Origin of the sequence: Streptomyces sp. ISL-100 (genome assembly GCF_018614615.1) — a bacterium.
Classification (GTDB): domain Bacteria; phylum Actinomycetota; class Actinomycetes; order Streptomycetales; family Streptomycetaceae; genus Streptomyces.
The window spans coordinates 31,816-50,773 of sequence record NZ_JAGGOK010000033.1 but is presented as its reverse complement, the minus strand read 5'-3'; the positions used below and the strand labels follow the sequence as shown (position 1 = coordinate 50,773).

At 69.8% G+C, this 18,958-nt stretch carries 17 protein-coding genes and 3 tRNA genes; 10 read left to right on the top strand and 10 right to left on the bottom strand.

The features are described from left to right. Positions 1–594 precede the first annotated feature (594 nt). Both J7E89_RS15130 and J7E89_RS15125 read left to right on the top strand, forming a co-directional pair. The gene (locus J7E89_RS15130) at positions 595–2,103 is read left to right on the top strand and encodes a N,N-dimethylformamidase beta subunit family domain-containing protein (RefSeq protein WP_214973767.1); all 1,509 of its coding nucleotides are present in this window, start codon (positions 595–597) and stop codon (positions 2,101–2,103) included. A gap of 85 nt (positions 2,104–2,188) precedes the next feature. Beyond that, on the top strand, positions 2,189–3,088 hold the full coding sequence (locus J7E89_RS15125) for a phosphoribosylaminoimidazolesuccinocarboxamide synthase (protein WP_214973765.1): 900 nt from the start codon (positions 2,189–2,191) through the stop codon (positions 3,086–3,088). Between the two features lie 147 nt (positions 3,089–3,235). Here J7E89_RS15125 and J7E89_RS15120 read toward each other — a convergent pair. The 8 genes from J7E89_RS15120 to J7E89_RS15085 form a co-directional block, all read right to left on the bottom strand. Continuing rightward, positions 3,236–3,308 (bottom strand) — tRNA-Gly (locus J7E89_RS15120). 22 nt (positions 3,309–3,330) lie between these two features. After that, on the bottom strand, positions 3,331–3,960 hold the full coding sequence (locus J7E89_RS15115) for a response regulator transcription factor (protein ID WP_308315484.1): 630 nt from the start codon (positions 3,958–3,960) through the stop codon (positions 3,331–3,333). Then, complete coding sequence (locus J7E89_RS15110; RefSeq protein WP_214973763.1) at positions 3,957–5,222, bottom strand: sensor histidine kinase; 1,266 nt, start codon at positions 5,220–5,222, stop codon at positions 3,957–3,959. Before J7E89_RS15110 ends, J7E89_RS15115 begins: the two co-directional genes overlap by 4 nt. 33 nt (positions 5,223–5,255) lie before the next feature. Then, complete coding sequence (locus tag J7E89_RS15105) at positions 5,256–6,023, bottom strand: ABC transporter permease (RefSeq protein ID WP_214973761.1); 768 nt, start codon at positions 6,021–6,023, stop codon at positions 5,256–5,258. After that, positions 6,020–6,976 (bottom strand): ABC transporter ATP-binding protein, encoded by a 957-nt coding sequence (locus J7E89_RS15100; protein ID WP_214973759.1) that lies wholly within the window; start codon positions 6,974–6,976, stop codon positions 6,020–6,022. Before J7E89_RS15100 ends, J7E89_RS15105 begins: the two co-directional genes overlap by 4 nt. 134 nt (positions 6,977–7,110) lie before the next feature. Further along, positions 7,111–7,186, bottom strand: a tRNA-Gly gene (locus tag J7E89_RS15095). A 53-nt stretch (positions 7,187–7,239) separates the two neighbouring features. Continuing rightward, positions 7,240–7,311, bottom strand: a tRNA-Gly gene (locus J7E89_RS15090). A 111-nt stretch (positions 7,312–7,422) separates the two neighbouring features. Next, the gene (locus J7E89_RS15085) at positions 7,423–7,740 is read right to left on the bottom strand and encodes an Lsr2 family protein (RefSeq protein WP_214973757.1); all 318 of its coding nucleotides are present in this window, start codon (positions 7,738–7,740) and stop codon (positions 7,423–7,425) included. A gap of 336 nt (positions 7,741–8,076) precedes the next feature. Between J7E89_RS15085 and purS the strand changes: the two genes are divergently transcribed. The 6 genes from purS to J7E89_RS15055 all read left to right on the top strand — a co-directional run bounded on the left by purS (position 8,077) and on the right by J7E89_RS15055 (position 14,187). Continuing rightward, the gene (purS, locus tag J7E89_RS15080) at positions 8,077–8,328 is read left to right on the top strand and encodes a phosphoribosylformylglycinamidine synthase subunit PurS (protein ID WP_214973755.1); all 252 of its coding nucleotides are present in this window, start codon (positions 8,077–8,079) and stop codon (positions 8,326–8,328) included. Continuing rightward, positions 8,325–9,005: a phosphoribosylformylglycinamidine synthase subunit PurQ gene (gene purQ, locus J7E89_RS15075; protein ID WP_214973753.1), complete on the top strand. Its 681-nt coding sequence runs from the start codon at positions 8,325–8,327 to the stop codon at positions 9,003–9,005. Before purS ends, purQ begins: the two co-directional genes overlap by 4 nt. Continuing rightward, positions 9,002–11,251, top strand: coding sequence for a phosphoribosylformylglycinamidine synthase subunit PurL (gene purL, locus J7E89_RS15070; RefSeq protein ID WP_214973751.1), 2,250 nt, complete (start codon positions 9,002–9,004; stop codon positions 11,249–11,251). Before purQ ends, purL begins: the two co-directional genes overlap by 4 nt. 260 nt (positions 11,252–11,511) lie before the next feature. Then, positions 11,512–12,321: a maleylpyruvate isomerase family mycothiol-dependent enzyme gene (locus tag J7E89_RS15065; protein ID WP_214973749.1), complete on the top strand. Its 810-nt coding sequence runs from the start codon at positions 11,512–11,514 to the stop codon at positions 12,319–12,321. A gap of 169 nt (positions 12,322–12,490) precedes the next feature. Next, the gene (locus tag J7E89_RS15060; RefSeq protein ID WP_214973747.1) at positions 12,491–13,288 is read left to right on the top strand and encodes a putative protein N(5)-glutamine methyltransferase; all 798 of its coding nucleotides are present in this window, start codon (positions 12,491–12,493) and stop codon (positions 13,286–13,288) included. A 59-nt stretch (positions 13,289–13,347) separates the two neighbouring features. Then, positions 13,348–14,187, top strand: a complete 840-nt coding sequence (locus J7E89_RS15055; protein ID WP_214973745.1) for an META domain-containing protein — start codon at positions 13,348–13,350, stop codon at positions 14,185–14,187. A gap of 34 nt (positions 14,188–14,221) precedes the next feature. Here the strand turns inward: J7E89_RS15055 and J7E89_RS41815 are convergent, their stop codons facing one another. Next, positions 14,222–15,562, bottom strand: a complete 1,341-nt coding sequence (locus J7E89_RS41815) for an LPXTG cell wall anchor domain-containing protein (protein ID WP_285439240.1) — start codon at positions 15,560–15,562, stop codon at positions 14,222–14,224. A gap of 284 nt (positions 15,563–15,846) precedes the next feature. On the opposite strand from J7E89_RS41815, the gene purF reads away from it, so the two are divergent. Together purF and purM are read left to right on the top strand one after the other, a co-directional pair. Next, on the top strand, positions 15,847–17,370 hold the full coding sequence (purF, locus tag J7E89_RS15045; RefSeq protein ID WP_214973743.1) for an amidophosphoribosyltransferase: 1,524 nt from the start codon (positions 15,847–15,849) through the stop codon (positions 17,368–17,370). A gap of 33 nt (positions 17,371–17,403) precedes the next feature. Beyond that, positions 17,404–18,504, top strand: a complete 1,101-nt coding sequence (gene purM / locus J7E89_RS15040) for a phosphoribosylformylglycinamidine cyclo-ligase (protein WP_214973741.1) — start codon at positions 17,404–17,406, stop codon at positions 18,502–18,504. Between the two features lie 85 nt (positions 18,505–18,589). Here purM and J7E89_RS15035 read toward each other — a convergent pair whose 3' ends face one another. Further along, positions 18,590–18,850 (bottom strand): DUF3073 domain-containing protein, encoded by a 261-nt coding sequence (locus tag J7E89_RS15035; RefSeq protein WP_069928096.1) that lies wholly within the window; start codon positions 18,848–18,850, stop codon positions 18,590–18,592. Positions 18,851–18,958 lie beyond the last annotated feature (108 nt).

Below are 18,958 nucleotides of genomic sequence, written 5' to 3'. Positions count from 1 at the left end.
ACCCACCGCACCGGCACAACCGAACGCGGTTCCTTCTGCTTCGCCCACTGCTCCTGCGGCTGGCGCGGCCCGGCCCGCCGCTCCCGAGAACGAGCCCGCACGGACGCCGACCTGCACGCACGCACCACCTGACCCCACGCGCACTGCCCGCCAGGGCCCCGCTCGCCGGGAGCCCCAGCGCCGGGGCGCGCAGTCCCCCTCCCCCCGACACGGCAGTGTCCGCCCCGCCCGTGGGCCCCCTCGCGAACCACGGTGCCAGGAGGGGACGTGCCGGGGCGCTCCCCGCAGGGCGTCGAACGCAACCACCGCGAAGAAATCTCCGTACCCGAACGTTCGACGTCCGAGGAGACGCCACGGCGCGGCACCGACCCCGGAGCACCCGCGAAAAAGACCCCGCGAATAGGCCCCGCCGCACCGCCCGGAGCCGCGCCCGCGCCCCATATCACGCCCCCCGCGATACGGAGGCTCACGTTCCGTTCTCGTCAATTCGCGACGAACGGTGACGGAGTGCGTGCGTTATGTGATGTGCTGGGGACCAGTAGCTGACAAGTGGCGCATCACAGTTGTCTCGGGGGCTCGAGGGAGGGAAGCGGCATGGGGGACGAATTCATCCGGCGCTGGGAATCGGGCGCCCTCGCGCATGCCGTGTCGGACCCGTTCGGCCAGGGCCCACTGCCCTGGCTCCGCGGCAGCGAGACCTACTTCGGCGACAGCGGCCAGGTCATCCCCTGGTACGCCGAGCCCACGGAGGGCGCGGACCACCGCGACCCCGTCACCGGAGCCAGGCTCCCGCACCCCCGCTCCGCCTCCACCGGCAGCCCCCGCACCGCCGACGACGTACGCCAGCAGATCAAAGGCTTCGCGTCCCCCGGCGCCGCCGCACCCGGCGAGGCGATCGACTTCCACATCACGGTGGACCCGCCCCAGCAGTTCTCCGTGGACATCTACCGGATCGGCCACTACGGAGGCGACGGCGCGGCGAAGATCACCACCAGCCCCCGCCTCTCCGGCATCGTCCAGCCGGCCCCGCTCACCGCCGACCGCACGGTCTCCTGCCACCACTGGTGGCTGTCCTGGCGCCTGCAGATCCCGGACTTCTGGAGCATCGGGGCGTACGTCGCCGTGCTCACCACCGTCGACGGCTACCGCTCCCACATCCCCTTCACGGTCCGCGACAGCCACCCGGCCGACCTTCTCCTGCTCCTGCCGGACATCACCTGGCAGGCGTACAACCTCTACCCGGAGGACGGCCGCACCGGCGCGAGCCTGTACCACGCGTGGGACAGCATGGGGCGCCTCCTGGGCGAAGAGGACGCGGCAACAACCGTCTCCTTCGACCGCCCCTACGCCGGCGCCGGCCTCCCCCTCCACGTGGGCCACGCGTACGACTTCATCCGCTGGGCCGAGCGCTACGGCTACGACCTCGCCTACGCCGACGCCCGCGACCTGCACGCGGGCCGCATCGACCCCACCCGCTACCGAGGCCTGGTCTTCCCGGGCCACGACGAGTACTGGTCGGCCCCCATGCGCCGCGCCACAGAGCTCGCACGCGAGGCAGGCACGTCCCTCGTCTTCCTCTCCGCCAACACGATGTACTGGCAGGTAGAACTCGCAACGTCCCCCTCCGGCACGGCCGACCGCCTCCTCACCTGCCGAAAACGCCGAGCCCCCGGCAAGTCCGCCCTCTGGCGCGAGATCGACCGCCCCGAGCAGCAGCTCCTGGGCATCCAGTACGCCGGAAGGGTCCCGGAGCCGCGGCCCCTGGTCGTACGGAACGCGGACCACTGGCTCTGGGATTCGACCGGCGCGCACGAGAACGACGAGATCGAAGGCCTGGTCGCGGGTGAGGCCGACCGCTACTTCCCCCGCACCCAGCTCCCCGAGCACCAGGACCGCATCCTGCTCGCCCACTCCCCGTACGAGGACGGCGAGGGCCACCGCCGCCACCAGGAGACATCCCTCTACCGGGCCCCCAGCGGCGCACTGGTCTTCGCCTCCGGCACCTTCGCCTGGTCGCCGGCCCTGGACCGCCCGGGCCACGTGGACCCCCGCATCCAGCGAGCCACAGCCAACCTGCTGGACCGCATCTGCAAGCGAGACTGAGCTCACAGACCGCCCCGCCCGGACACTCACGCCCCGCATACGGGAGAATCGGAAGCGCTCCTGGATCAACCTACGCGGAGGAACCGTGTCCGGATTCGTAGAAAAGCCCGAGCCGCTCCAGCTGCCGGGCCTGACCCACCTCCACACGGGCAAGGTGCGTGACCTCTACCAGAACGAGGCCGGCGACCTCGTCATGGTCGCCAGCGACCGCATCTCCGCGTACGACTGGGTGCTGCCCACGGAGATCCCCGACAAGGGCCGGGTCCTCACCCAGCTCTCGCTCTGGTGGTTCGACCAGCTCGCGGACCTCGTCCCGAACCACGTGATCTCAACCGACCTCCCCGCCGGCGCCCCGGCCGACTGGGAAGGCCGCACGCTCGTCTGCAAGTCGCTGCGGATGGTCCCGGTCGAGTGCGTGGCCCGCGGCTACCTCACGGGCTCGGGCCTCACCGAGTACAACGAATCCCGTACGGTCTGCGGCCTTGCGCTCCCCGAGGGCCTGACCGACGGCTCGGAACTTCCCGCGCCGATCTTCACGCCCGCCACGAAGGCAGCGGTCGGCGATCACGACGAGAACGTCAGCTACGAGGAAGTCGCCCGCCAGGTCGGCGCCGAGACAGCCGCCCAGCTGCGCCAGCTGACCCTCGCCGTGTACAACCGGGCCCGCGAGATCTCCCGCGACCGCGGCATCGTGCTCGCCGACACGAAGTTCGAGTTCGGCTTCGACGGCGACGAGCTGATCATCGCCGACGAGGTGCTGACCCCGGACTCCTCCCGCTTCTGGCCGGCCGCCACCTGGGAGCCCGGCCGCGCCCAGCCGTCGTACGACAAGCAGTACGTCCGCGACTGGCTGACCTCGCCCGCCTCCGGCTGGGACCGCAAGGCGGAGCTGCCGCCGCCCCCGCTCCCGCAGGAGATCGTCGACGCCACCCGGGCGAAGTACCTGGAGGCGTACGAGCTCCTCACCGGCCTCAGCTGGTCCTAGCGGGACCCACCTGGGCCCCACGGCAAGGCCCTGGGGCCCAGCTCCAGGGCTCCAGCCCAGGTCCCCAGGTCCCCAGTCCCCCAGGGCCACATGGCCCCAGGCAACGCAGAAGGCCCCGGTCGCGATGACCGGGGCCTTCTGACTCTGAGCGGACGACCAGGTTCGAACTGGCGACCTCAACCTTGGCAAGGTTGCGCTCTACCAACTGAGCTACGTCCGCCTGCGCTGTGTTGCGATGCCCACTATACCCAACCTCGCTGGCGTGCGAGCCGCACCGCCGTATGACGATTTTCCGCACCGAGTTTCGAGGCGGCCGAAGACAGATAGTTGCGCACCGTCCCCGGCGACAGCGCCGCACGCTCCGCGATCTCCGCGACCGGCGCCCCGTCCGCCGCCAGCTCCAGCACTTCCGCCTCTCGTACGGTCAGCGGAGAATCCCCGGCGGAGATCGCGTCGGCCGCCAACTCCGGGTCCACGTACCGGTTTCCGTCCCGTACGCTCCGGATCAGCTCGGCCAGCCGCTGCGCGCTGACGGTCTTCGGTACGAACGCCCGCACCCCGGCCGCAAGCGCCCGTTTCAGGTGCCCGGGACGCCCGTGGCTGGTCACGATCATGCAGCGGCAGTCGGGCAGCTCGCCCCGCAGCGTTGTGGCCACACTCACACCGTCGGCGCCAGGCATCTGCAGATCCAGTACGGCGATGTCCGGCCGGTGCGCCCGGGCCATCGCGATCGCCTCGGGCCCGGTGGCCGCCTCGGCGACGACGACGAGGTCGTCCTCCAGCCCGAGCAGCGCGGCGAGCGCACCCCGGATCAGATGCTCGTCGTCGGCGAGCAACACCCGCACCGGCCGCCCCACCACGGAACCACTCACCGCAGCCCCTCCTGAATCAGCGGCACAACCGACACCACCGGAACCGCAGGACCCGTCGGCACCACCGGCACCTCAGCAGTCAGCCGAAACGTGCCGTCCCCGCCCGGCCCCGCCCGCAGCGTCCCGCCCACCGCGCTCAGCCGCTCCCGGAGCCCGGCAAGCCCCGATCCCGGAGTGCCGTCGGCGGACACGTCCCCGGCCCCGTCGTTCTCCACGACCAGCACCGCCCTCCCGCCCTCCGCCGTCAGCCGGACCGTGCAGCTGCGCGGGTCCCCGTGCCGCAGCACATTGGTCGTCGCCTCCCGTACGACCCACCCGAGCGCCGACTGCACGCCCGCTGGAAGATCGTCGCCCAGCCGTCCCCGCTCCATCCGGCAGTCGATGCCCGCCGCACTCAAAACTCCCCGCGCACCTTCGAGTTCGGCTGTCAGATCCGCCTCGCGATAGCCGCGTACGACCTCACGCACCTCGCGCTGCGACTCCCGGGCGATCCGCTGCACCTCGGCCATCTGATCGGCGGCCTCCGGCCTGCCGCGCCGCGCCAGCTGCACCGCCAGCTCGCTCTTCAGCGCGATGACGGCGAGATTGCGCCCCATGACGTCGTGCATGTCCCGCCCGAAACGCAGCCGCTCCTCGGCGACCGCGAGTCGCGCGGTGGCGTCGCGGTTGCGGTCCAGTTCCCGGATCACCGCCATGAACCAGGCCGAGGACCGCGTGGTGAGCAGCGCGAACAGCCCCACGAAGAGCGCGACCACCGCCCCGGCCACTGCCAACCCCGCTTCCGCCCCGGTGGCGGCCAGCGCCCCGGCGACCAGCGCCGCTGCCACCACGGTCCCGAGCACCAGCCGCCGGAGAGTCGACAGCATGAACGTCGACATGGCCGTGGTGAGCAGGGCGTACGGCAGTATCTCCATCATCGCCGTCCCGTCACCGATCCCGCCGGTGGCCTGAAGGGCCGCGATCGAGCCCACGGAAATCCCGCCCAGCCCCATCGCGACGGCCGCCGAGCGCCACGGCGCCGGGGCCCCGTCGACGTAATGCGCGAGCCCGTGGTGGATGGTGTGCATCGCGACCGCGCACTGAGCCACGGACAGGGCCAGCAGCCCGCGCGCGAGCGCGACGGCGCCGGGTTCGCGGCTCACGTCCTGGGTGAGGGGCGCGAGAGCCCCGGTCGAGATCAGCCACGGCAGCAGATACAGCGTCACCCGCATGTACAGGTCAAGCTTCGCGGCCTGGCTCCGCTTCCGCCAGAAGCCCTTCATCCCCGTCGTCCCCCCATTCCCCTACCGCTTCCCCTACCGCCGCGGCTCCCACCGGAACCACCGCTGCACAGCGAATACAGACAGTACGGTCCAGGCCACCGCCGTAGCGACGGCGCCCAGCGCCTCGTACGCCCCCAACTGCCCAGTCCAGCCGCCCCGCACGAGCTCCACGACCGGCGACAACGGCAGCAGCTCACACACCGAGGCGACCTTGTCCGGCAGCAGCTCCAGCGGAACGACGACCCCCGACGCGACCATCGACACGAGCATGACCGGCATGATCGTGATCTGCGCGCCCTCGGCGGACCGGGTGAAGGCGGTAGTAGCCGCCGCCATCGTCCCCGCGACCGCAAGCCCCAGCGCCACACCGACCACCACCCACAACGGGTCGGCCGGCACCTCCGCCCCGAGGACCACCACCCCTGCGACCACCAGCAGCACGCACTGCGCCAGCCCGGCCACGAGCGTGGCGGCGGCCGTCCCCATCAGGATCTCCGCGTCGCCCGGCTCCCCGGTCCGCAGCCGCTTCAGTACGAGCTCCTCGCGCCGTACGACATAGACCGTGACCAGCGCCGAGTACACCCCGAAGAGCAGCACGAACGCCAAGGACATCGGCATCATCGCCGCCCCCAGCGAAATCCCCGCCTTGCCGAGCTCCAGATCCTCGACGAACGGCCGCATCGAGTACGTCATGGCCACCGGCAGCACCAGCGCCGTGAGGAGCACCGCCTTGTGCCGTACGAGCAGGGTCAGTTCGGCCCGCGTCAGCGCCGCCATGCGTCCCGCGACAGCAGTACTCATCGCGCCCCCACCTCTTGCGCACTCTCGTTCTTCTTCGCCTCGCGCGCGATGTTCAAAAAGGCCTCCTCCAGCGAGGCCGACCGCACATCGAGCCCGCGCAGCTCCACCCCGGCCGCCTGCGCCCACGTCAGCAGCCCGGTCGCGGTCCGCTGGAGCGCGTCGGTGAACAACCGCGCCGTCCGGCCCGCGAGTTCGTGCCCGGTTACGCCCAGCTGCCCCAGCGGCGGCAGATCCCCCAGGTGGTAGCCGTCCGGCAGCTCGAAGGAGATCTGCGAGGGGTACGCCGCCACCACCTCGTCCACCCGCCCCTCGGCGGCGATCCGCCCCTCGTGCATGATCGCCAGCCGGTCGGCGAGCTCTTGCGCCTCCTCCAGGTAGTGCGTGGTCAGCAGCACGGTCGTCCCCCCGTCGCGCAGCTCTCGCACCAGCTCCCAGGTCTCGCGCCGCCCTTCGGCGTCGAGCCCCGTCGTCGGCTCGTCGAGGAAGAGGATCTCCGGCCGCCCGAGCAGCGCGGTCGCCAGATCCAGCCGCCGCCGCTCCCCGCCGGACAGCTGCTTGACCCGTACGCTCGCCCGCTTCCCGAGCCCCACCAGGTCCAGCGCCTCGCCCACCGGCCGCGCCCCGCTGGTGCACCCCGCCCACATCCGGACGGTCTCGCGCACGGTCAGCTCAGACGGGAAGCCGCCCTCCTGGAGCATGACGCCGACCCGGGGCCGCACCTTGGCGCGCTCGGTGTGCGGGTCGTGGCCGAACACCCGGACGCTGCCGCCGCTGGGCCGGGCCAGGCCTTCGAGGAGCTCCAGGGTCGAAGTCTTGCCCGCTCCGTTCGTGCCGAGGAGCGCGAAGAGCTCGCCGCGCGCCACGGAGAAGGAAACGGAACGGACGGCCTCGAAGCCGCCGGTGTAGGTACGCCGGAGCCCCTCGGCGTCGATCACGTACTCACGGGTGGTCATGCCACAAGACTTCCGCCGGACGGCGGCCGCCGGCAGTGCGGGCTGTCATCACCGCAGATGACAAATGTCAGTAGCTGATTACGCGGGCACAACGACGAAGGCCCCGGTCGTAATGACCGGGGCCTTCGTACTCATGGAGCGGACGACGAGATTCGAACTCGCGACCCTCACCTTGGCAAGGTGATGCTCTACCAACTGAGCCACGTCCGCATTTGGTGCCACCACTGTACCTGATCCACCGAAGTGGTTGGTAAGTGATGTAGAGCGGGTGACAGGAATTGCACACTGCGCCTTCCCCCTGGAAGGGGGATGTTCTACTACTGAACTACACCCGCACGCTGCTTGAGGTCCGGCCCTGCGGCCTTGCCCCTCGGCGTGTTCCAGACTCTAGCCGATCACCAGGGGTGCATTGCAAGTCGGCGGCGCCCGGGACTCTCAGCGGCTGTCTACGAGGCCTCCGCGAAGGCCTCGTAGACCTTCTTCGGGATGCGGCCCCGGGCCGGCACGTCCATCTGGCGCGAGCGCGCCCACGCGCGCACAGCCGCCGGATCGGGTGCCACGGAGGTGTGACGGTAGACCTTGCCCGACTTCGAGTGCTTTCGGCCCGCCTCGATGTACGGCTCCAGTGCCGTGCGCAGTTTCTTTGCATTGGCGGGATTCAGGTCGATCTCGTACGACTTCCCGTCAAGGCCGAAGCTGACCGTTTCCGCTGCTTCCCCTCCGTCGATGTCGTCGGAGAGCGTGACCACTACGCGCTGAGCCACGGATATCGGTCCTTTCCTGCGGCACTACCGCGTCCGGCATGACGCCTGACATGCGGTGATGCCGGCCTTCCGGCTGATTTGGAGCAATGCTGTTTTTCTCGCTATTCCTTTGTACAGCGACAGCCATTGCATTGTGAAGCCCATTTAATTCCGTCCGCGTGTCCTTCCGCAATCGGAGGGCGGCACTCGACCCCCATTTTCCCCCGGATTTTCCCCCTGGTTGTCGCCTCCGATGCCGGAACGTGATCCGCGTAGACCCATATCTACCCGCGTAGAATTTCAAGCCGGGTACGCTGATGGAACCGCCTTCGCACCACACCACCACCGGGAGTGCCAGTGGCACGCGTCGTAGTCGACGTCATGCTCAAGCCCGAGATCCTCGACCCGCAGGGACAGGCGGTGCAGCGTGCACTGCCCCGTCTCGGCTTCGAGGGAATCGCGGACGTCCGTCAGGGAAAGCGTTTCGAGCTCGAGGTCGATGGGCCGGTCGATGACGCCGCCCTCGCCCGCATCCATGAGATGGCCGAATCGTTCCTCGCCAACACCGTCATCGAGGACTTCACCGTGAAGGTGGAGGAGTCGAAGTGACCGCTCGTATCGGAGTCGTCACCTTTCCGGGAACGCTCGACGACCAGGACAGCCTCCGGGCCGTCCGGACCGCGGGCGCCGAGCCGGTCTCGCTGTGGCACCGCGACAAGGACCTCAAGCAGGTCGACGCGGTCGTGCTCGCGGGCGGCTTCTCCTACGGCGACTACCTGCGGGCAGGCGCCATCGCCCGCTTCTCGCCGGTGATGGAGACGATCATCGAGCAGGCCAAGGCCGGCCTGCCGGTCCTCGGTATCTGCAACGGTTTCCAGATCCTCACCGAGGCCCACCTCCTGCCCGGCGGGATGCTGCAGAACAACCACCTGCACTTCATCTGCCGCGAGCAGAAGCTGCGCGTGGAGACGAGCGAGACCGCCTGGACCGCGGACTACACCGCCGGTCAGGAGATCCAGATCCCGCTCAAGAACATGGACGGCCGTTACGTCGCCGAGGAGCGCGTGCTCGACGAGCTGGAGGCGGAGGGCCGCGTCGCCTTCCGCTACCTGGACGTCAACCCGAACGGCTCGCTCCGGGACATCGCCGGCATCACCAACGCCGCCGGCAACGTCGTCGGCCTGATGCCGCACCCGGAGCACGCCGTGGAGCCGCTGGTCGGCACGGGACGTACCGACGGCCTCGGATTCTTCACCTCGATCCTGAAGAAGCTGGTCAACGCATGACTCTCGACACCGTCAAGCACGCCGCGGAAACCCCCGAGGTCGGGCAGCCCTGGAAGGAGCTCGGCCTCAAGGAGGACGAGTACGCGCGTATCCGCGAAATCCTGGGGCGGCGGCCCACCGGCGCAGAGCTCGCCATGTACAGCGTCATGTGGTCCGAGCACTGCTCCTACAAGAGCAGCAAGGTCCACCTGAAGCAGTTCGGCGAGAAGGTCCCGGTCAACGACGCGATGCTCGTCGGCATCGGCGAGAACGCGGGCGTCGTCGACGTCGGCCAGGGTTACGCCGTGACCTTCAAGGTCGAGTCGCACAACCACCCCTCGTACATCGAGCCCTACCAGGGCGCGGCCACGGGTGTCGGCGGCATCGTCCGCGACATCCTCGCCATGGGCGCCCGCCCGGTCGCGGTCGTCGACCCGCTGCGCTTCGGCGCGGCCGACCACCCCGACACGCGGCGCGTCCTTCCGGGCGTCGTCGCGGGCATCGGCGGCTACGGCAACTGCCTCGGCCTGCCGAACATCGGCGGCGAGGTCGTCTTCGACGAGTGCTACCAGGGCAACCCGCTGGTCAACGCCGGCTGCATCGGCGTCATGAAGCACGAGGACATCCACCTCGCGAAGGCGAGCGGTCCCGGAAACAAGGTCATCCTGTACGGCGCCCGCACGGGCGGCGACGGCATCGGCGGCGTATCGGTGCTGGCCTCCGAGACCTTCGAGTCGACGGGCCCCGCGAAGCGCCCGGCCGTCCAGGTCGGCGACCCCTTCCAGGAGAAGCTCCTCATCGAGTGCACTCTGGAGATCTTCCGCGAGGAGCTCGTCGCGGGCATCCAGGACCTGGGTGGCGCGGGTCTGTCCTGCGCGACGTCAGAGCTGGCGTCGGCCGGCTCCGGGGGCATGCGCGTCGAACTGGACACCGTTCCCCTGCGTGACTCCTCCCTCTCGCCCGAGGAAATCCTCATGAGCGAGTCGCAGGAGCGCATGTGCGCGATCGTGGAGCCGGGGAAGGTCGACCGGTTCATGGAGATCTGCGAGAAGTGGGACGTCATCGCCACCGTCATCGGTGAGGTGACCGACGGCTCGCAGCTGGAGATCTTCTGGCACGGTGAGCAGATCGTCGACGTACCGCCGCGGACCGTGGCCCACGAGGGCCCCGTCTACAACCGGCCGTACGCCCGTCCCAAGTGGCAGGACGCGCTCCAGGCCGACGACGCGAACAAGCTGGCGCGGCCGGCGAACGCGGCGGAGCTGCGCGAGCAGGTCCTGAAGCTCGTCTCGTCTCCGAACCAGGCGTCGAAGTCGTGGATCACCGACCAGTACGACCGGTTCGTGCAGGGCAACACGGTGCTCGCCATGCCCGAGGACGCGGGCATGGTGCGGATCGACGAGAAGACGAACCTCGGCGTCGCGATGGCGACGGACGGCAACGGCCGGTACGCGAAGCTCGACCCGTACACGGGCGCGCAGCTCGCGCTGGCCGAGTCGTACCGCAACGTCGCCGCCTCCGGCGCCAAGCCGCTCGCGATCTCGGACTGCCTGAACTTCGGTTCCCCCGAGGACCCGGACGTCATGTGGCAGTTCGCCGAGGCCACGCGCGGGCTGGCGGACGGCTGCCTGCAGCTGGGAACCCCGGTGACCGGCGGCAACGTCTCCCTCTACAACCAGACCGGCGAGACCGCCATTCACCCGACGCCGGTCGTCGCGGTGCTCGGCGTGATCGACGACGTGACCCGGCGTACGCCGGTCGCCTTCGCGGAAGAGGGCCAGCTCCTCTACCTGCTCGGTGACACGCACGAGGAACTGGGCGGTTCGGCCTGGTCCCAGGTCATCCACGACCACCTGGGCGGCATGCCGCCGAAGGTGGACCTGGACCGCGAGAAGCTGCTGGGCGAGATCCTGATCTCGGCCTCGCGCGACGGCATGATCGACGCGGCGCACGACCTGAGCGACGGCGGCCTGATCCAGGCGGTCACCGAGTCCTGCCTCCGGGGTGGGAAGGGTGCGCGGCTGGTCGTGCCGGACGGTCTCGATTCCTTCGTGTTCCTCTTCTCCGAGTCGGCGGGCCGGGCGGTTGTTTCCGTGCCGCGCAGCGAGGAGCTTCGCTTCAACGACATGTGTGGGGCGCGGGGCCTGCCGGTGTCCCGGATCGGTGTCGTGGATGGTGACGAGATCGAGGTGCAGGGGCAGTTCAGCATCCCGCTGAGCGAGCTGCGTGCGGCGCACGAGGCGACGCTGCCGGGGCTTTTCGCCTGAGCGGCTCCCGTGAGCGATCATCTCGGCCCCGGTCAGTTGGTTGGCCGGGGCCGAGGTTTTTGTTCCCCTGCCCCGCCCTCTGCGGCTCCGCCGCAGAGGGCGGGCCGAATAGGCTCCCGCACCCCTCCAGCCCCTCCAGCCCCTCCGGCGCTTGAGGGGCGGAGTCAGGGGCAGCGCCCCTCACGGGGGAGCCGCACAGTGTCACAGCGGGCGGGGTGGGGAAAGGGCCCGCAGCGGTGCGCCCGCGCTAATCTCGGGCCATGTCATCCGCTGCTCAGAAGCGACCGCGCCCCCGCCCGCGCCGTTACGACGCCGGCAAGATCCGTGCCGCGGTCCTGGCCCAGTTCGGCAACGTACAAGACGCCGTGCGCGACCTCACGCCCGCGCAGCTCGCGCTCCCCACCCACCTCGGGGACTGGACGGTCCGCGACTTGGCCGCGCACGTCACCATGGCCGTCGGCGCCGTCAGCCGCCATCTCGAACAGCCGGCTCCGCCCAAGCAGGAAGTCCCGCTGCTCGACTGGACGTTCACCACCGCAGCCCGCGCCGCGCAGATCTCCGACGACACGAAGTCGATCGCGGAATCCGCGCCGGATCTCGACGCGCTGTACGAGCAGACCCGCGCCCGACTCGCCGAGCTCCTGCCCACCGCCCCCGACGACCGGCTTCTCGCCACCCGCGTCGGCGCCATGCGCCTCGACGACTACCTCGTCACCCGCACCGTGGAACTCATCGTCCACACCGACGACTTGAACCACGCCGCCGGACTCGCCGTCCCGTACGACCGCCAGGCCCTAGCCGCCTGTACCCGCCTCCTCGCCGACGCCCTCGCCGTCAAGGCGCCCGGCGGTTCCGTCGAGGTCCGCGTCCCGCCGTACGCCGTCGTCCAGTGCGTGGAAGGCCCCCGTCACACCCGCGGCACGCCGCCGAACGTCGTCGAGACCGACCCGCTCACCTGGATCCGCCTCGCCACGGGGCGTACGGACTGGGACACGGCCGTCGACGACGCGAAGGTCAGCGCCAGCGGCGAACGGGCCCATCTGGCGGGGTTGTTGCCGATCCTCGGCTAGCGGTAGTTGATCATGTAGTGTTGCCGTCGCCAGCGCAGGACGTACTTCGCACCAAGGAGGTGAGACCCATTACCGCTGTATCAGGTCGGGTGCTCTCATCTCGCGACCGCGCGGTTCACCCGGCATAGGTGACCGAGGGAGCGCCCATCGGCGTCCCGAAAGGTTTCCCATGTCCCTCTCCCCTTCGCTCTCCCTCGCCCCCTCCGCCATCGTCACCAGGCTTCGGGCCGCCGGCTGCGTATTCGCCGAGGACGAGGCCGACTTGCTCCTCTCCACCGCGCGGGATTCCGCCCACCTCTCCGCCATGGTGGACCGCCGGATCGCCGGCCTGCCCCTCGAACACGTCCTCGGCTGGGCCGAGTTCTGCGGCCGCTGCATCACCGTGGACCCCGGGGTCTTCGTCCCCCGCCGTCGCACCGAGTTCCTGGTCCAGCAGGCCGTGGCCCTCGCGCCGCAGCAGGCCGTAGTGGTCGACCTGTGCTGCGGCTCGGGAGCGCTCGGCGCGGCGCTGGCCGCGTCCCTGGAGCGGGTCGAGCTGTACGCCGCCGACGTGGACCCCGCCGCCGTGCGATGTGCCCGGCGCAACGTGAGCGCCCTCGGCGGACAGGTCTACGAGGGCGACCTCTACGCGCCGCTGCCCGCTGCCACCCTGCGAGGACGGGTCGACGTACTGCTGGCCAATGTGCCGTACGTACCGACCGAGGAGATAGAGCTGCTGCCCCCGGAGGCCCGCATCCACGAGGCGCGGGTCGCGCTCGACGGCGGGGCCGACGGGCTCGACGTACTGCGGCGGGTGACGGCGGAAGCGGCGCGGTGGCTGGCGCCGGGCGGGCACCTGCTGTTCGAGACGAGCGAGCGCCAGGCGCCGCAGGCCGTCGAGACCGTGGCCCGCGACGGGCTGGTCCCGCGGGTCGTCACGTCCGACGAGCTGTACGCCACCGTCGTCATCGGGACCAGGGGCAGGTGAGTGCGTACGTGGAACCGGGCCGGTGGAACCAGAAACCCCACTCGTCCCGTCACATCGCCATGGATACGTCGCGCACCCGCATCTCCGGCCGCCGCCCCCTCACCGGCGCCGTCAGCGTCCTCGCCCTCCTCACCCTGGCCGCCTGCGGCACGGAGTCGGGCCCGGGCGCCGGCGGCGACGGCACCGTAAAGCCGGACCTCCAGGTCAGCGGCATCGACTGGACCGTCGACAGCGTGACTGTCGACGGAAAGAAGATGCCGGCACCCGAGAAGGCCACGGTCCGGATCGACGACAAGGGCCGGGCCGAGGGCCACACCGGCTGCAATCGCTTCGGCGCCGATGTGAAGGTCAAGGGCGACACGATCACTGTGGGACCCGGCCAGACCACCGAGATCGGCTGTCCGAAGAACATAGCGAAGTTCGAGCAGCACCTTCAGCGCACCTTCACCGGCGAGCTGAAGGCCAAGGTCACGGACGACAAGCTGACGCTGACCACGGCCGAGGGCGACACCATCGCCCTGTCCGAGACCAAGCCGGAGCCCGACGCGCAGCTCCTCGGTACCGAGTGGAAGGTGGAGTCGCTGCGGGACGGCGACACCGCGACCTCACTCCCCGGGGACGCGGCGGGCAAGGCGAAGCTGTTCTTCGGCGAGGACGGGACCGTAGGCGGACATCTCGGCTGCAACAACGTCTCGGGCAAGGCGAAGGTCTCCGGATCCACCATCACCTTTTCCAAGATCGCCACGACTCGGAAGATGTGCGCGCCGCCGGTGATGGACGCCGAGAAGGCCCTGCTCAAGGTCCTCGACGGCAAGGCGGCCTACGAGGTGCGCGAGCGCGCCCTGTCCCTCACCGCGGCGGGCGGCAAGGGGCTGGAAGCGGTCGCGATCGCCAGGTAGACCGGACGCGGGCCGCTGAGCAGACCCCTGAGCGCTACGCGCGACGGCGGCGCAGCGTCGCCAACACGGCCGCGCCGCCCAGCAGCGCCGCCGCGCCCACGACGGCCAGTGGCCAGGTGGACGCGTCGCCGCCGGTCTCGGCCAGGCGCTGCTCGCCTCCCCCGGGGCGTACGCCGGACTCCGGAGCCGGGGGTGCCTCGGGCGCCTTGAACGCGACGGTCTTGGCCGGTGCGGCGGCGGCCGGGCCCCCGGGTGTCTTCGGCACCTCGGGGGCGGAAGCGGGAGCGGGAGCGTTAGCAGGATCGGGAACGGCAGCCGGCCCCGCCGCCCCGCCGCCCAGGCCGACGGCGACCGTCGCCTCCGTCCTGCCCGAGGCCACTACCTTCACCCGCACCTTGCGCGCGGTGTCGGTCAGTTCCGTCCCGGCCTTGACCGCGTCCGCGTCCGGCGCCTTGCCGTCACCCGGGGTCGGGTCGATGAGCGCCGACCGCGTGTAGTCGTCCGCGGAGACGCGGTGGGCGTGGACGCCCTGGATCGCGCCGTCGAGCGAACCCGCCTTCGCCCGCATCTCGACGACGATCTTGTCCTTGCCGCCGAGTGGGATGCGCAGCGCGCGGACGCCACTGCCCTCGCCGTACAGCGGACGCAGCTTGTACGTACCGGACTCGGTCACGTCGGCGACCTCGTCGCCCGCCAGCCACTTGTTGTGGATCAGCTCGGGCGCCGTCAGCCCGGCTGCCGAACCGCCGCCGCTCATGACGGACTTGTGACTGACCCCGTCCTCCTTGCAGCCGGCGCCCAGGTCCCCGTCCGGGCAGCGCAGCCGCTTGTGATGGTGGTAACCGAGATTGTGGCCGAACTCATGGACCAGCGCGTCGATCGAGAAGTGCTCGTCCGGCATCCAGGTCTTCCCGCCGCCGACCGTGCCGAGTCCGGCGTACTCACACTTGGCTTTCTTGTTCGGGAAGACGATTGAGATGTGGTCGTACGCGCTCGCCCCCACGCCCTTCGCGGCCAGCGCCTTCTGCGTCTCGTCCGCGATCCGGCCGCTGTCGCAGGCGGCGGCCATGGGGAGCGTGAGCGGCCCGCTCACCACCTCCGTACCGGCCGGCCCGAGCGTGGTCCTGCCCCGGGTGATCTCGTTGTAGTACGAGGTCAGGGAACCGCTCTTGCCGTAGTAGGCGGACTCCAGGGTCGACTCCAGCTTCGCGGCGTCGCCGTGCGCGCTGTCGTTGAAGTTCACCATCACGATCTGCACACCGCGCCGGCCGTCGGGCGCTGCCTCGGCGGCGTATGCGGCGGGGGCCGCCGCCGAGGCGAGTACGACTCCGCAGGCGAGGGCCGGCAGACGTCGTACTCGGGAGGTCGGCTGCATGTGGTGGTTCCTTCCGCCGTAAAAACGAAAAAGTGGGGGAAGGACATCGTGATCAAGCGCGGCACCCGTTAAACGCGAATACAGTGTGCTAAGTGCGCCTACGCGCAGCGACGTACAGTGCGCATGCCAAGTGGCCCACCAAGATCCCGTCCCACTCCCCGGATGCCCGTATGGACGGCGGAAGGTACGTGATTACGGGCCCCATGCGCCCATAGCGCCCCGATCCGGAGCCGGCCACCATCCCCAATTCGGACCAGTGGTCGATCTCGCCTACACTCGGTGGTGTGCCTCGTGGTGATGGACGACTCAACCACGACCTGCTCCCCGGTGAGAAAGGCCCCCAGGACGCTTGCGGCGTCTTCGGTGTCTGGGCTCCCGGCGAAGAGGTCGCCAAGCTCACCTATTTCGGACTGTATGCCCTGCAGCACCGTGGACAGGAGTCCGCGGGCATCGCAGTGAGCAACGGGTCCCAGATCCTCGTCTTCAAGGACATGGGACTGGTCTCGCAAGTCTTCGACGAAACTTCTCTCGGCTCCCTCCAGGGCCACATCGCGGTCGGTCATGCCCGCTACTCCACCACCGGAGCCTCGGTGTGGGAGAACGCGCAGCCGACCTTCCGTGCCACCGCGCACGGATCGATCGCCCTGGGTCACAACGGCAACCTGGTCAACACGGCGCAGCTCGCCGAGATGGTCGCCGCCCTGCCCAAGGAGAACGGCCGCGCGACCCAGGTCGCCGCGACCAACGACACCGACCTGGTCACAGCTCTGCTGGCCGGCCAGACCGACGACGACGGCAAGCCCCTCACGATCGAGGAAGCCGCCGCAAAGGTTCTCCCCGACGTCATGGGCGCCTTCTCTCTCGTCTTCATGGACGAGGGCACGCTCTACGCCGCCCGCGACCCGCAGGGCATCCGCCCGCTGGTCCTCGGCCGGCTGGAGCGCGGCTGGGTGGTGGCCTCCGAGTCCGCCGCCCTCGACATCTGCGGCGCCGCGTACGTCCGCGAGGTCGAGCCGGGCGAGATGCTCGCCATCGACGAGAACGGCCTGCGCACCTCCCGATTCGCGGAAGCGAAGCCCAAGGGCTGTGTCTTCGAGTACGTCTACCTGGCGCGCCCGGACACCGACATCGCCGGCCGCAACGTCTATCTCTCGCGTGTGGAGATGGGCCGAAAACTGGCCAAGGAAGCCCCGGCCGACGCCGACCTGGTGATAGCGACGCCCGAGTCCGGCACTCCCGCGGCCATCGGCTACGCGGAAGCCAGCGGAATTCCGTACGGCTCGGGCCTCGTCAAGAACGCGTACGTCGGCCGGACCTTCATCCAGCCGTCCCAGACGATCCGCCAGCTCGGCATCCGCCTGAAGCTCAACCCGCTCAAGGAAGTCATCCGCGGCAAGCGCCTGGTGGTCGTCGACGACTCGATCGTCCGCGGCAACACCCAGCGTGCCCTGGTCAAGATGCTCCGCGAGGCCGGCGCCGCCGAGATTCACATCCGGATCTCCTCCCCGCCGGTGAAGTGGCCCTGCTTCTTCGGTATCGACTTCGCCACCCGTGCGGAGCTCATCGCCAACGGCATGACGATCGACGAGATCGGCACCTCGCTGGGCGCCGACTCCCTCTCGTACATCTCCATCGACGGGATGATCGAGTCGACCACCATTCCCAAGGCGAACCTGTGCCGCGCCTGCTTCGACGGCGAGTACCCGATGGAGCTCCCGGACCCCGAGCTGCTCGGTAAGCAGCTTCTGGAGACCGAGCTCGCGGCCGGCCCGGCGAACGCCGCGGCCGAGGCGCTCCGTCGCCCGTAACGCCCCCGTTCCACGAAACGAAAGTTCCCAGCAATGTCTGCTGAATCTTCTGGGCGTGCTCCGCACGCGGGCACTGGTGCCAGCTACGCAGCCGCGGGCGTCGACATCGAAGCAGGCGACCGCGCCGTAGAGCTCATGAAGGAGTGGGTGAAGAAGACGCAGCGCCCCGAGGTCACGGGTCTCGGCGGTCTCGGCGGCTTCGCTGGTCTCTTCGACGCCTCCGCCCTCAAGCGCTACGAGCGTCCGGTCCTCGCCTCCGCCACCGACGGTGTCGGTACGAAGGTCGACCTCGCCCGCAAGATGGGCGTGTACGACACGATCGGCCACGACCTCGTCGGCATGGTCGTCGACGACCTGGTCGTCTGCGGCGCCGAGCCGCTGTTCATGACCGACTACATCTGTGTCGGCAAGGTGCACCCCGAGCGTGTCGCGGCCATCGTCAAGGGCATCGCCGAGGGCTGTGTCCTCGCGGGCTGCGCCCTGGTCGGCGGCGAGACGGCCGAGCACCCCGGTCTGCTGGGCGAGGACGACTTCGATGTCGCGGGCGCCGGTACGGGCGTGGTGGAGTACGACCGGCTGCTGGGCGCGGACCGTATCCGTAAGGGTGACGCGGTGATCGCCATGGCGTCCTCCGGTCTTCACTCGAACGGGTACTCACTCGTGCGCCACGTGGTCTTCGACCGCGCCGGCTGGTCGCTGGACCGCGAGGTCGAGGAGTTCGGCCGTACGCTCGGCGAGGAGCTCCTGGAGCCCACCAAGATCTACTCGCTCGACTGCCTGGCCCTCACCCGCACCGCCGAGGTGCACGCTTTCAGCCACATCACGGGTGGCGGCCTTGCGAACAACCTGGCCCGTGTGATCCCGGACGCCCTGCACGCCACGGTCGACCGCTCCACCTGGACCCCCGGCGCGGTCTTCGACCTGGTCGGCAAGGCGGGGCAGGTCGAGCGCCTCGAACTCGAAAAGACCCTCAACATGGGTGTCGGCATGATGGCCGTCGTCCCCGAGGAGTCGGTGAACGTGACCCTGGAGACTCTCGCCGACCGCGGCGTGGACGCCTGGGTCGCCGGAGAGATCACTGAGCGCGGCGGCCACACCACGGGCGCGACGCTTACGGGTGACTACGCCAAGTAGTCGCCGGTGGCAGCACAGAACCCGGTCCGGTGCCGAAGCCCCAGACCGGGTTACGTGTGTGATGCCTGTTCGAGGTGTACGGACGTCAAGCGCCGCGACGATGGGCCGAAGGACCGGACTCTTCGGTCGAGTCTTCGTCCTCGTCATCGTTGTACTGAGCCGCGTACTGTGCGTACGGGTCGTCTTCCTCGTCGTCGTCCTCGAACGGCTCGCCATTAGGCGGCTGTTGCGAAGTCGTCGAAGCGCCCAGCTCGTTGGCCAGACGCGACAGGTCAGTCCCGCCGCTGCTGTACTTCAGCTGGCGGGCGACCTTAGTCTGCTTGGCCTTTGCCCGGCCGCGCCCCATGGCTCGACCCCCTCGGTGACGGGGCTCGACGGCCCCAGAGTCTTGACACGCGTTCATGGTTCGGAACGGGCTCCCCTTGGAGAGACCGGTCCGTAGGGCATCAACGGT